Consider the following 12251-nt stretch of genomic DNA (forward strand, 5'->3'; position numbering starts at 1 on the left):
CTCTCCTAGTCGAAAACAATCTCTGCCTTCTGTTCGTGCGCCTGCGCCATCCAGCTGGCCAACGCTGCATCGGTGGGAAAGAACAACGCCCTGTCGTCCAGTTGAAGTTCGCACTGCGCACCTTCTCGCAACAGGGACAGCCTCACGGGTAGACCCCGCACCAGTTCGCCCTGCTCGGTGATTTCGCGCTTCGGGGGAAATTCGCGCACCAGTTGAGCCACCGCCGGCGCATGGCCATTGACCGCCACACGCAAATACTTGCCGAATCGGCAGCGCGCCGCGGCGAGGTCCCATACCTGCTGGATTTTCAGGCGCACACCTCCGGAGAAGCGGTCGGGTTGCGCCACCGCCTGCACGACGATGAGCTCGTCGTCCTTGAGCAGGTGGCGATGTGCGTTGATGAGGTTCTCATCGGCACTGGTCTCGAACACGCCGGTCTTGTCGTCGAGCTTGAACAGCGCGAGCTTGCCGCGCTGGCCATTGATGACACGGAAGTCGGTCACGATGCCAGCCAGTATCTGCGGGTCGCGGCTCTCCATCACGTCACCCAGCGGGGTGCGCGCAAAGCGGCGCACCTCGCGCTCGACCTCGTCGAACAGGTGCCCCGAAAAGTAGAAGCCGATGGCGCTTTTCTCGTGCGTGAGCCGCCCCTTGATGCCCCAGGGCGTCACCGGCACGAGATCGGGTTCCTGGGTGCTGGAGCCGTGATCGTCGCCGCCCAACATGTCGAAAAGGCCACCCTGGTTGGCGTTGGCAAGGCTCGCCGCAGAAAATTCAAACGCGCGGTCCACAGAGGCGAGCAGTTCAGCGCGATTGAGGTGCAGTGAATCGAAAGCACCCGCCTTGATCAGCGCTTCCACCGTGCGCTTGTTCAGGCGCGTGCGATCGACACGCACGCAGAAGTCGAACAAACTCTTGAACGGACCCTTCTCGCCTCCACGCGGGCCTTCGCCGCGACCTTCTCGCGCCGCCACAATGGCTTCAATTGCTTGCTGGCCCGTGCCTTTGATGGCGCCCAGGCCATAACGGATGGACTTGTTGCTGATGGGCTCGAAGCGGTGCACGCCGCGGTTGACGTCCGGCGCTTCAAACGCCATGCCCATCTTCTGCGCGTCCTCGAACAACACCTTGAGCTTGTCGGTGTCGTCCATCTCCACGGTCATGTTGGCGCAGAAGAACTCGGCGGTGTAGTGCACCTTGAGCCAACCCGTGTGGTACGCCAGCAGTGAATAAGCGGCGGCGTGCGACTTGTTGAAGCCGTAGCCCGCGAACTTCTCCATCAAGTCAAAGACCTCATCGGCCTTTTCTTCGGAGATGTTGTTCTTCGCGGCACCGGCGCGGAAGATCGCGCGGTGCTCGGCCATTTCCTCGGCCTTCTTCTTGCCCATGGCACGGCGCAGCATGTCGGCGCCGCCGAGCGAGTAACCGCCCAGAATCTGCGCGGTCTGCATCACCTGTTCCTGGTAGACCATGATGCCGTAGGTCTCAGACAGCATGTCGGCCACCAGCGGGTGCGGGTACTCGATGGCCTCCTTGCCATGCTTGCGGTTGACGAAGCTGGGAATCAGGTCCATGGGACCTGGGCGGTACAGCGCGTTGAGAGCGATCAAGTCTTCCAGGCGGCTGGGCTTGGCGTCGCGCAGCATGCCCTGCATGCCGCGGCTTTCAAACTGGAACACCGCTTCGGTCTGGCCGCGCGAGAACAACGCATACACCCTCGCGTCGTCCAGCGGCACATCTTCAAAACGGAAGTTTTCCTGACCGGGATGGCGCTTAACGATCAGTTCGCGCGCAATTTCCAGGATGGTGAGCGTGGCCAGGCCCAGAAAGTCGAACTTCACCAGGCCGATGGCCTCCACGTCGTCCTTGTCGTACTGGCTCACCGCCGATTCACTGCCGGGCTGAGCGTAGAGCGGGCAGAAATCGGTGAGTTTTCCCGGGGCGATCAGCACGCCACCCGCGTGCATGCCCACGTTGCGCGCCATGCCCTCGAGCTTCTGCGCGAGTTCGATGAGCGTCTTGACGTCGTCTTCCTTCTGGATGCGCTCGGCCAGCACCGGCTCCATCTCGATCGCGTAGTTGTTCTTGTCGCCTTCCTTCTTCGGCACGGGCGGGTACTGCAGCGTGACCGACATACCCGGCTTGTTGGGGATCAGCTTGGAAATGCCATCGCAGAAGCCATAGGAAAAGTCCAGCACGCGTCCCACGTCGCGAATGGCGGCGCGCGCAGCCATGGTGCCGAAGGTGGCGATCTGGCTCACGGCGTCCTTGCCGTATTTGTCTTTCACGTAATCGATCACCCGGTCCCGGTTGGACTGGCAGAAGTCGATGTCGAAGTCGGGCATGGACACGCGCTCCGGATTCAGGAAACGCTCGAACAGCAGCTTGTATTGCAGCGGATCAAGGTCGGTGATCTTGAGCGCATAGGCCACCAGCGAACCAGCGCCCGAGCCCCTGCCAGGACCGACCGGGCAGCCGTTCTTCTTGGCCCAGTTGATGAAATCTCCCACGATGAGGAAGTAGCCGGGGAACCCCATCTTCAGGATGGTGTTGATCTCGAACTCAAGCCGTTCGACATAACGCGGCCGCTCCGCATCGCGCTTCACCGCATCGGGATACAGGTGGGCCAGGCGTTCCTCCAGCCCTTCAAAAGAGGACTGGCGGAAGAACTCTTCCATCGGCATGGGCACGCCGTTCACCAGCGGCGTCGGGAAATCGGGCAACTGCGGCTTGCCCAGCGTGAGCGTGAGGTTGCAGCGCCTGGCAATTTCGAGCGAGTTTGCCAGCGCTGAAGGCACGTCGGCGAACAGTGCCTGCATCTGCGCCGCGCTCTTGAAGTACTGCTCGCGGGTGAAGCGGCGCACGCGCCGGTTGTTGCCCAGAATCTCGCCGTCGGCAATGCACACCCGCGCCTCGTGGGCCTCGTAGTCGTCGGCCTCCAGAAACTGCACCGGATGCGTTGCCACCACCGGGAGGTGCAGGCGCGCGGCCAGCTGCACCGCCTGACTCACATGGCGCTCGTCATCGGCGCGGCCAGCGCGTTGCAACTCCAGATAGAAGCGATGTGTGAACAGCGTGGAAAGCTGCAAGGCAAGTTCGGCAGCGCGCTGAGTATCGCCCTGCAGCAACGCCTGGCCCACCGGGCCAGCCTGCGCGCCCGACAGCAGAATGAGGCCCGCGTTGAGTTCCTCGAGCCAGTCGCGGTGGACCACCGCCTGATCTCGCGCGCCATTGCGTGTCCAGGCGCGCGCCAGCAGCTCGCACAGGTTGAGGTAGCCCTGGTAGTCCTGCACCAGCAGCAGGACACGGGGTGCGGCGGGCTGATGACTCCCGGGCATGGCGCCGGGCGTTTCCTCGGCGAAGCCCTGCAGCATCACCTCGGCACCGATCAAGGGTTTGACGCCCGCGCCGCGCGCCGCCTTGTAGAACTTGACCGCCCCAAACAGGTTGCTCAGGTCGGTGATTGCCAGCGCGGGCTGGCCATCGGCGGCTGCAGCGGCCACCACGTCGTCAATGCGGTTGGTGCCATCGACGATGGAAAATTCAGTGTGCAGGCGCAGGTGTGTGAACATCCGGCCATTTTAGAAGGCGTGGTCCCGGCAAGACCGATCAGACGATGGGTGTCACATCTTCTTTCAAGAGCTGCAACACCTCGGAGCGGAACTCGCGGCTGTAGAGAATGGCCACCACCAGCAGCGTGGCCACCACCATGGCCACGGGCGAGATGAACCAGGCCAGCGCGGCAAACGAAAAATAGTAGGCTCGCAGGCCGTCGTTGAAGGTTTCGGCCGCTGCGCCGACCATGCCTGCCGCGCGGGTGGCGTAAGACTGGCGGTCGGCCATGCCCGAGTCGAAATCGGCCGCGGGTGGCATGGCGCCGATCACCAGCGCCACGAACGTGTACTGCCGCATGCACCAGGAAAACCGGAAGAAGGCATAGACGAAGATCGCCACCAGCACCAGGATCTTGAACTCGAAAACAATCAGCGTGGTGGTTTGAGCGAAAGGGATTTCGCTCATGAGTTCGGTGGCCTTGTCGGTGGTGCCGAGCAGGGCAAACAAGCCGCCAATGGCCAGGATGGAGGTGGACGAAAAGAACGCCGGCGTGCTGGAGAGGGTCTGTGTGATCAGGCCATCGAGCATGCGCGGCTCCCGCGCGGTGGTCTGCATCATCCAGTAGGCGCGGTAGCGGTTGGTGGTCTGGATCAGCGAGCCCACCTTGCGGCCCCAGACCCGGGCGAACCAGGCGTACCCGGTCCACAACGCAAAAAAGCAGACCAGCGCGAGCCAGTCTGCCCAGGGGATGATGCTGAGGACTTTCATACGGCAAATATACGCCCCCACGCCCCGCCGCTGCGCGGGTCGCTGCCCCCCGAGGGGGCTGGGCCTGCCTTGGGGGCGGCCCGGCGGCTGGCCCGGGCACGCCCCTCGATCAGCGGTTGAACCTGGCAGCCACGGCAGCCACCCGCTCACCAAATAACCTTGCGGTTTCAAGATCGCCCGGCAGCATGTCGCCTGCACCCGCATCCGAAGGGCTCTGGGCAATGGCGCCGCTGTAGCTCACCAGGTAATTCACGTCGTTGCGCTGCGCGCCCTTGGTATTGCTGGGCATGAGGCCCTGGCTCACCCAGATCATGCCGTGCTGCATGGCCAGGGTGAACAGCGTGTTGAGCGTGGCGAGCTTGTCGCCATTCATGCCGGCGCTGTTGGTGAAACCCGCGGCAATCTTGTCCTTCCACTTCTGCGAAAACCAGGGCTTGCTGGACGCGTCGGCGAATTTCTTGAACTGCCAGCTCACGGTGCCCATGTAAGTGGGCGAGCCCATGATGATGGCATCGGCCGCGTCCAGCTCTTCCCAGCCACCTTCGGGCAGGTTGCCATCGGCGTCGATGGCAATCAGCTCAGCGCCGGCGCCCTGGGCCACCGATTGCGCCATGCGCTGGGTGTGACCGTAACCCGAGTGGTAAACCACAACAACTTTGGACATGAATGATCCTTGAAAAGTGGAACAGGGGATGGGCTCAGGCCTTGCGGCGGGCATCGACGCTGAAGGCACCGGCACCGAAGGCGGCGAAGGCGAGCAAGCCACCGGTGATGGCGATGTTCTTGAAGAACATGAGCTGCTGCATCATCTGCTGCTCGGCCGGCACAGCCCAGTAGGCGTGGAAGAAGTAGCTGGCCACCAGGGTGAACACGGCCAGTGCGATGGCGGCATAACGGGTGCCGAGGCCGATCAGCAGCGCGAGGCCACCGATCAGTTCAATCGCCAGCGCAATGGCAACGCCCACCTGCGGCAGGGGCAGTCCCATGGCGGTGGCGTAGCCCACGGTGCCGGCGAAGCCAGCAATTTTGCTGAAGCCGGCCGGCACGAAAACGATGGCGAGCAGGATGCGGCCGATCAGGGCCAGGGGATTTTGAAGAGCGTTCATGGTGATTCCTTTGAAAGTGAAAAGTGAAAAAAGTAGAAGGGGTTGAGGGTAGGGAAAATCTTCAGGCGGCGAGATCGAACACCAGCACTTCGGCATCTTTGCCATTGGTCAGCGCCAGGCGGTTCTCACCCGTGAGCGCCGCGGCATCACCGCCTTGCAGGCGCTGACCGTTCACATCGAGCTCGCCTCGCACCAGGTGCACATAGGCCTTGCGAGCCGGGTTCAGCGTGAGTTCGGCGGCGTCGTTGCCGTCGAGCAGACCCGCATACATGGCAGCATCGGCATGGATCGTCACCGAGCCCTTCGCGCCGTCTTTCGACGCAACCAGGCGGAGTTGCCCGCGCTTTTCAGCTTCGGCAAAGCTCTTCTGTTCGTAGCCTGGCTCGATGCCTCGCACGTTGGGCTCGATCCAGATCTGCAGGAAGTGCGTGGTGCTGTTGGGCGCGTGGTTGAACTCGCTGTGGCGCACGCCGCTGCCGGCGCTCATGCGCTGCACGTCGCCGGGCGGGATGCCCTTCACGTTGCCCATGCTGTCTTTGTGCGCCAGGTTGCCCTGCAGCACGTAGCTGATGATTTCCATGTCGCGGTGGCCGTGCGTGCCAAAGCCGGTACCGGGAGCGATGCGGTCTTCGTTGATCACACGCAGGTTGCCCCACCCCATCCACGCGGGATCGAAGTACTCGGCGAAAGAAAACGAGTGGTAGCTCTTGAGCCAGCCGTGGTCGGCATAGCCACGGGCTTCGGAGCGTCGAATCTGGAGCATGGCGTGGTCCTTTCCGTCGGTGGGGCTGGCTTCTGCGCTGTGGCGCCTCTAGCTGACATGGGTAGAATTGTGGGTGGCCAGACCCCTCTTTGGACTGCACGGATTTGATGGCATCATTCAAATCATTTGAATGATCGAAAAAAAACACCGATGGCCACCTCCACGCCACGATCAGCCCTTTCGCCCGAAAACCTCGGTTTGCTGGAGGCCGTGGCGCGGCTGGGCAGCATGGCCGCTGCTGCGCGGGAGGTGGGCATGGTGCCCAGCGCCCTCACCTACCGCATCCGTCAGGTGGAAGACGCGCTCGACGTGCTGCTGTTTGACCGCAGCGCACGCCGCGCCGTTCTCACGCCAGCAGGAGCCGAGTTGCTGCGCTCCGGCCAATACCTGCTGAACGAACTGGACGCGGTGGCACAGCGCGTCAAACGCGTGGCCACCGGCTGGGAGCCGCAGTTCACCATTGCGGCAGACGCCATCATCGCCCGCGCCACCTTGTTCGAACTGTGCGAAGCGTTCTATGCGGAAGGCGCGCCCACACGGCTGAAGCTTCGTGCGGAAACGCTCTCCGGCACCGTCGAAGCGCTGCAGAGCGGCCAGGCCGACATTGCCCTGGGCGTGCCCAGCGAAATGACGCTCAGCGAGTTTCAGTCAGCCCCCATGGGCGCTCTGCAGTTCGTCTACGCCGTGGCGCCGCACCACCCACTGGCTGCGGTCACACACAGCCTGTCTGACGAAGACATGCGCGAACACCGCGCCGTGGCGGTGGCCGACAGCACCCAGCGCGGGCGTGGCGTGACCCACAACCTGCTGCCCGGGCAGGACGTGCTCACCGTGCCAACGATGCAGCACAAGCTGGAGGCCCAACTGCGTGGCCTGGGCAGCGGTTTCCTGCCGCTGCCGCTGGCGCAGCCTTTCATCAATGCCGGGCGACTGGTCGTCAAAACGGTGCAGCGACCCAACCGCACGCTGCGCGTGGCCTATGCCTGGCGCCAGCCCCGCAGCACGGGCGACACCGGGCGCGCGCTGCGCTGGTGGCTCGACCGCCTGCAAAGCCCGAAAACGCGCGATGCCCTGCTGCACAACCACCACCAGATTTGACCTCGACCCGCCCCGCATTCGCCAGTCGGGCTGCTACAGTCGGCGACACGCCCAACCGCAACACCTAGCGCACCGAGACATGCAAAAACACAAAAAACCCCGCGCAGCCGCCACACCGATGGCCCGATCCCGGGTGGCCGGTTTCGTTCCATTGCACATTGCGGTGGTGGGTGGCGGCATGGCGGGTGTCGTCTGCGCTCGCACCCTGGTGCAGGCGGGTCACCGCGTCACGTTGCTGGAGAAAAGCCGCGGCTTCGGTGGCCGCATGGCGACGCGACGCACGGAGTTCGGTGGTTTCGATCACGGCACACAGTACTTCACTGTGCGCGACGCGCGTTTCGACACCGCGCTGCGCAACAACGCCACCGCCGTCGTTCGGCCGTGGAGCGCCAGCACCGTGCGCGTGCTCGACGAATACGGCCACGTGCTGGCCAGCGCACCGCCCCCCACCGAACCCCATTTCGTGGCCTCGCCCGGCATGAGCGCGCTGGTCAATCTTTGGGCGCAGCCGCTGGTGCAACCTGAAATGCACGGCGGCCTGCTGGCCCGCGCGCTGCTGGACACCCATGTCTCGCGCATCGAGCGCGATGCGCTGCATGCGGAGCAATGGCAGCTGCGCGCCGAGGACGCGCAGGGTGGCCAGCAGGTGCTTGGCGGTTTCGACCGGGTCGTGCTCGCCATGCCGCACCCGCAGATTCACGACCTGCTGCTCACCTCCGGCCTGGCGCCCGAGCTGCGCAAGACACTGACCGCGGTGCACGTGGCGCCTTGCTGGACGCTCATGGTCGCGTACCCGCAGGCCATGCAGCCCGGCCTGCCCCACCTGGGACCGCAGTGGAATGCGGCGCGCAGCACCCACCACCGCATCAGCTGGCTGGCGCGTGAATCGAGCAAGCCCGGGCGCGAGCCCATCGAACGCTGGACCGTTCAGGCCAGTCCTGCATGGTCCACCAAGCACCTGGAAGACGACAACGAGCGCGTCAAGGCCAAGCTGCTCAAGGGTTTCGCCGAGATCACCGGCATTCGTGCGGCACCCACGCACGCGGTGGTGCACCGCTGGCGCTTCGCCCAAACGCAGACGCCACTGGGTAAGACCCATCTGTTCGACAAATCGCTCGGCATCGGCGTCTGCGGCGACTGGTGCCTGGGCCACCGCGTGGAAGATGCCTTCGTCTCCGGACTGGAGATGGCGCTGGCCATCGCCTGACTGCAAGGCCGCATTGGCCATGACGGCCCGGTACCGAGGTCGATTTGCCCCCTCCCCCACCGGGCCGCTGCACGCCGGCTCGCTGGTTGCCGCACTGGCCAGTTGGCTCGATGCTCGCGCTCACGGCGGTGTCTGGCTGATCCGGATGGAAGACGTGGACACGCCGCGCTGCGTCCCCGGCGCTGATCAGGAAATATTGCTACAACTCGACGCCTGCGGCCTGGTCAGCGATGAGGCTGTGGTCTGGCAATCGGCTCGGGCAACGCGGTACCAGCAGGCGCTCGACACGCTCATCGCCAGCGGACAAGCCTACCCCTGTGCGTGTTCGCGCAAGGACATCGAAACCGCTTTGCTTGCCCGGGGCGTGAGCCGCGAACGCCATCAGACCGCCACCTACCCGGGCACCTGCCGACCCGAAAATGGCGGCCTTCAGGGAAAGCCGGCGCGTGCCTGGCGCTTCGCGGTGAACCCTGCCGAGGCCCGTGTGGAGTGGAGCGACCGGCGTCTGGGATCACAGACGCAGGACGTGACGGCAGAGGTGGGCGACTTCGTGCTTCGACGCGCCGACGGACTGTGGGCCTACCAGCTCGCGGTGGTGGTGGACGACGCCGAACAGGGCATCACGCATGTGGTGCGTGGTGAAGACCTCGCCGACAACACCGCGCGCCAGATGCTGCTGCAACGCGCCCTGGGCCTGCCGACGCCGGCTTACCTGCACACCCCCCTGGTGCTGGGTGCCAACGGCGAAAAGCTCAGCAAGCAGAACGGCGCGCAGGCGCTGGATCTGCGCGATCCGCTGGCTGCGGTGAGGCGCGCTGCGCAAACGCTCGGGCTTCACGCTGCACCGACCGGCACGGTGGCAGGCGCACTCGCCGAGTGGACGAAGGCCTGGCGCGCCTAAAATCCATCCCTTCGTCGACCGATCGCCGCGCCCCCATGACCGACCCCCGCCACGCGCTGCCGCGCATTCCCCCCAGCGACGTGCCCTACCTGCGCGAGGTGAAAAGCTACGTGTTGCGGGCTGGGCGCACCACCGTGGCGCAGACCAAAGCCTACGAGCTTTACGGCCCGCACTTCCTGCTGAACTACACCCCCGGTGAGTTCGATGCCCAGGCTGCATTTGGCCGCACCGCGCCGCTTGTCATGGAGATCGGCTTTGGCATGGGCGGCGCCACCGCGCACATTGCGGCCGTGCGGCCTGGCGACAACTTTCTGTGCTGCGAGGTGCACGAGCCCGGCGTGGGGGCGCTGCTCAAGCTCGCCGGTGAGCAGGGTCTGGAAAACATCCGCATCATTCGTCACGATGCAGTGGAAGTACTGAACCACATGCTCGGCGAGAACAGCCTGGACGGGGTGCACATTTTCTTTCCCGATCCCTGGCACAAGAGTCGCCACCACAAGCGCCGCCTGATCCAGGGCCCGTTTGTGAACCGCCTGGCGCACCACCTCAAGCCCGGTGGGTATCTGCACCTGGCGACCGATTGGGAACCCTACGCCCATCAGATGCTGGAGGTGTTGACTGCCGAGCCGATGCTGCAGAACACCGCGGTCGCGGGCAGCACTGGCTTCGTGCCCCAGCCCGAATACCGGCCACTCACCAAGTTCGAGAACCGTGGCCTCAAGCTGGGCCACGGCGTGTGGGATCTGGTGTTCCGCCGTCTCTGAACGGAAGCCCTTGGCCCGCCTGCCCAGGAACTCGCTGATTCCGACCCGCCTCGGGGTGTCGCCGAGTTGCGTGGCGCTGCCCTCCGACAAGCACGCCCCCTGGCCCACGCTGCTAGATTTCCTGGCCGAGCGCCTGCCGGCCGTGGGGCGCGAAAGCTGGCGGCAGCGCATGGCGAGTGGCGAGGTGCTTGGCGAGACGGGTGAACCCCAGCTGCCCGATGCGCCTTTTGTCCCAGGGTCGCGCGTCTACTACTACCGCGCACTCGAACAGGAACCCGAGGTTCCCTTCACGGAGTCGGTGGTCTTTCGCGACGATCACCTGCTGGTGGTCGACAAGCCGCACTTTCTGCCGGTCACGCCGGGCGGGCGCTATGTGCAACAAACCCTGCTGGTCCGGCTGAAACGCCGCCTGGGCATCGATTCGCTGAGTCCGATCCACCGGATCGACCGCGAGACCGCCGGTCTGGTGCTGTTCAGCCTCCGGCCCGAAGACCGCGACGCCTACCAGGGGCTATTCCGCGAGCGCGCCGTGCACAAGCTGTACGAAGCGGTCGCACCGCACGATCCTACTATGAGCTGGCCCGTGGTTCGGCGCAGCCGCATCGCCGAGGAAGACGGCGCGTTTTTCCGAATGTGCGAAGTGATGGGCGAGCCCAACAGCGAGACCCGCATCGAACTGCTGGAATCGATGGACCACTGGGCGCGCTACCGGCTGGCGCCGCTCACCGGCAAGCGCCATCAGCTGCGCGTGCACATGAATGCGCTCGGCCTGCCCATCGCGGGCGACCAGTTCTACCCGCAAGTGCTTCGAGGTCCGGACGAAGCCGAGGACTACGCCGAACCGCTGCGGTTGCTGGCTTGCGAAATCGGCTTTGTCGATCCCGTGACGGGTGAGCAGCGCCGCTTCCGCAGCGCGCTCACCCTGGCCTGGCCGTCCCTCAGGCCCGCACTTCGCGCGCCGTAATCTGGTACTTGAAGTCGTCCGGGGCGTAAGAGTCGAGGCGTTGCCCACCGGTCTCGGCCGTGGGGTACATGAAGAAGCCGAGCTCCGGGCCCTGGGCCTGCGGCAGCTTCACGTCGTGCGCCATGTTCCAGGCCATCCAGTTGCCTTCCCAGCCACCAAACAGCGCGCGATTGACCGGGGCCACCACAGGATGCTGCGTGGTCTTGATCCAGTCTGGCGTTTCCAGGCGCATTACCTTGGCCACGTCGGCAGGGTCCATGGCCACCCAGCCGTGACCGGCCAGGTGCACTTCGGCACGGCAGTGTTGCGCGCCCTTGAGGCTGGCGGGGTTGCCGCTGAGTTCCTTGTAGCCAAACGCCGACGGAGCAAGGCGAATGCCGTAGACGTCGCGCGCGGGCAAGCCGGCGGCGCGGCACAGGCCGACAAAGATGGCGTTGAGGTCGGCGCACTTGCCACCCAGGTTGCCGGTTTCCAGCATGGTCTTGATGTCCCCCTCGCCGCAGCCACGCACCTTGGGTTCGCGGTAGGTGTTGGCCACCACCCAGTCGTAAATCTGCTGCGCCTTCTGCACGTCGGTTCGCGCGCCGCGCGTGGCCTTTATTGCCGTGTCGCGCACGATGCCATCGGTGGGCAGCAGGCGCGTGGGCTGGGTCCAGAAGCGCAGGCCGGCGGCATCTTCGGTGCTGGAGGTTTTCTGCGCGAAATCTTCCGCGCGGTTTCGGGTCTGCACGCGGCTGGTGAGTTCCACGTAGGGTGCGGCCACACCAAGCTCGAAGCTCACTTGCAGCATACGCGCACCGTACTGACGGTCTTCGGTCAGCCGCGCGTTGCCATTGCTGCGGAAATCGCTGGTGAAAGACCGTTGCCAGTCGCTTTCCACCGTGGGCACGGGCAACCAGACCTGCGTGGTGCCTTGCGGTTTGGCGATGTCCACGCGCGTCGTCACATCGAAGGTGCGCCATGCGCCGACCTGGGGATTGAACTCCCGCCGCGCCGGCTGGGGCGCGGGCGCTTGTGCAAAGGCGGAGTGGAAGAGCGGGGATGCGGCGGCGACGGACGTGGCAGCGCAACGCAGGAAAGTGCGGCGATCGGTGGTCATGAAAAGAACTCCGGAATGTTGGGAAA

11 protein-coding genes are annotated in these 12251 nt (G+C 64.8%); 5 read left to right on the forward strand and 6 right to left on the reverse strand.

Annotated features, from left to right (window positions below):
* Nucleotides 1-5: 5 nt before the first annotated feature.
* The 5 genes from dnaE to CAP37_RS11230 all read right to left on the reverse strand — a co-directional run bounded on the left by dnaE (nt 6) and on the right by CAP37_RS11230 (nt 6192).
* Nucleotides 6-3572 carry a DNA polymerase III subunit alpha gene (gene dnaE, locus CAP37_RS11210; protein WP_086124233.1) on the reverse strand — a complete coding sequence of 1189 codons (3567 nt, stop codon included), beginning with the start codon at nt 3570-3572 and terminating at the stop codon, nt 6-8.
* 37 nt (nt 3573-3609) lie between these two features.
* On the reverse strand, nt 3610-4323 hold the full coding sequence (locus CAP37_RS11215) for a DUF599 domain-containing protein (protein WP_086124234.1): 714 nt from the start codon (nt 4321-4323) through the stop codon (nt 3610-3612).
* Nucleotides 4324-4432: 109 nt separating this feature from the next.
* Nucleotides 4433-4987 carry a flavodoxin family protein gene (locus CAP37_RS11220; protein ID WP_086124235.1) on the reverse strand — a complete coding sequence of 185 codons (555 nt, stop codon included), beginning with the start codon at nt 4985-4987 and terminating at the stop codon, nt 4433-4435.
* Nucleotides 4988-5021: 34 nt separating this feature from the next.
* Nucleotides 5022-5429, reverse strand: a complete 408-nt coding sequence (locus CAP37_RS11225; protein ID WP_086124236.1) for a DoxX family protein — start codon at nt 5427-5429, stop codon at nt 5022-5024.
* Between the two features lie 61 nt (nt 5430-5490).
* A complete protein-coding gene (locus CAP37_RS11230; protein ID WP_086124237.1) occupies nt 5491-6192 on the reverse strand; it encodes a pirin family protein in 702 nt (233 codons plus the stop codon).
* Between the two features lie 150 nt (nt 6193-6342).
* Between CAP37_RS11230 and CAP37_RS11235 the strand changes: the two genes are divergently transcribed.
* The 5 genes from CAP37_RS11235 to CAP37_RS11255 all read left to right on the forward strand — a co-directional run bounded on the left by CAP37_RS11235 (nt 6343) and on the right by CAP37_RS11255 (nt 11126).
* The gene (locus CAP37_RS11235; protein ID WP_086124238.1) at nt 6343-7290 is read left to right on the forward strand and encodes a LysR family transcriptional regulator; all 948 of its coding nucleotides are present in this window, start codon (nt 6343-6345) and stop codon (nt 7288-7290) included.
* 118 nt (nt 7291-7408) lie between these two features.
* Nucleotides 7409-8497: an NAD(P)/FAD-dependent oxidoreductase gene (locus tag CAP37_RS11240; protein WP_086124239.1), complete on the forward strand. Its 1089-nt coding sequence runs from the start codon at nt 7409-7411 to the stop codon at nt 8495-8497.
* 19 nt (nt 8498-8516) lie between these two features.
* Complete coding sequence (gene gluQRS, locus CAP37_RS11245) at nt 8517-9398, forward strand: tRNA glutamyl-Q(34) synthetase GluQRS (RefSeq protein WP_086124951.1); 882 nt, start codon at nt 8517-8519, stop codon at nt 9396-9398.
* A 35-nt stretch (nt 9399-9433) separates the two neighbouring features.
* The gene (gene trmB, locus CAP37_RS11250; protein ID WP_086124952.1) at nt 9434-10162 is read left to right on the forward strand and encodes a tRNA (guanosine(46)-N7)-methyltransferase TrmB; all 729 of its coding nucleotides are present in this window, start codon (nt 9434-9436) and stop codon (nt 10160-10162) included.
* Nucleotides 10163-10172: 10 nt separating this feature from the next.
* Nucleotides 10173-11126: a pseudouridine synthase gene (locus CAP37_RS11255; RefSeq protein ID WP_086124240.1), complete on the forward strand. Its 954-nt coding sequence runs from the start codon at nt 10173-10175 to the stop codon at nt 11124-11126.
* On the opposite strand, the gene CAP37_RS11260 is transcribed toward CAP37_RS11255, so the two are convergent.
* Nucleotides 11101-12225, reverse strand: a complete 1125-nt coding sequence (locus CAP37_RS11260; protein ID WP_086124241.1) for a transglutaminase family protein — start codon at nt 12223-12225, stop codon at nt 11101-11103. The two genes, CAP37_RS11255 and CAP37_RS11260, sit on opposite strands and share 26 nt — an antisense overlap.
* Nucleotides 12226-12251: the final 26 nt, after the last annotated feature.

Origin of the sequence: Hydrogenophaga sp. IBVHS1 (assembly GCF_002127265.1) — a bacterium.
Classification (GTDB): domain Bacteria; phylum Pseudomonadota; class Gammaproteobacteria; order Burkholderiales; family Burkholderiaceae_C; genus Hydrogenophaga.

What these genes read in the sequence shown, in the direction of transcription:
- gluQRS (WP_086124951.1), top strand. Translation starts at nt 8,517, where the DNA reads ATGACGGCCCGGTACCGAGGTCGATTTGCCCCCTCCCCCACCGGGCCG.
- CAP37_RS11260 (WP_086124241.1), bottom strand. Translation starts at nt 12,225, where the DNA reads ATGACCACCGATCGCCGCACTTTCCTGCGTTGCGCTGCCACGTCCGTC.
- CAP37_RS11235 (WP_086124238.1), top strand. Translation starts at nt 6,343, where the DNA reads ATGGCCACCTCCACGCCACGATCAGCCCTTTCGCCCGAAAACCTCGGT.
- CAP37_RS11220 (WP_086124235.1), bottom strand. Translation starts at nt 4,987, where the DNA reads ATGTCCAAAGTTGTTGTGGTTTACCACTCGGGTTACGGTCACACCCAG.
- trmB (WP_086124952.1), top strand. Translation starts at nt 9,434, where the DNA reads ATGACCGACCCCCGCCACGCGCTGCCGCGCATTCCCCCCAGCGACGTG.
- CAP37_RS11225 (WP_086124236.1), bottom strand. Translation starts at nt 5,429, where the DNA reads ATGAACGCTCTTCAAAATCCCCTGGCCCTGATCGGCCGCATCCTGCTC.
- CAP37_RS11230 (WP_086124237.1), bottom strand. Translation starts at nt 6,192, where the DNA reads ATGCTCCAGATTCGACGCTCCGAAGCCCGTGGCTATGCCGACCACGGC.
- CAP37_RS11215 (WP_086124234.1), bottom strand. Translation starts at nt 4,323, where the DNA reads ATGAAAGTCCTCAGCATCATCCCCTGGGCAGACTGGCTCGCGCTGGTC.
- CAP37_RS11240 (WP_086124239.1), top strand. Translation starts at nt 7,409, where the DNA reads ATGGCCCGATCCCGGGTGGCCGGTTTCGTTCCATTGCACATTGCGGTG.
- dnaE (WP_086124233.1), bottom strand. Translation starts at nt 3,572, where the DNA reads ATGTTCACACACCTGCGCCTGCACACTGAATTTTCCATCGTCGATGGC.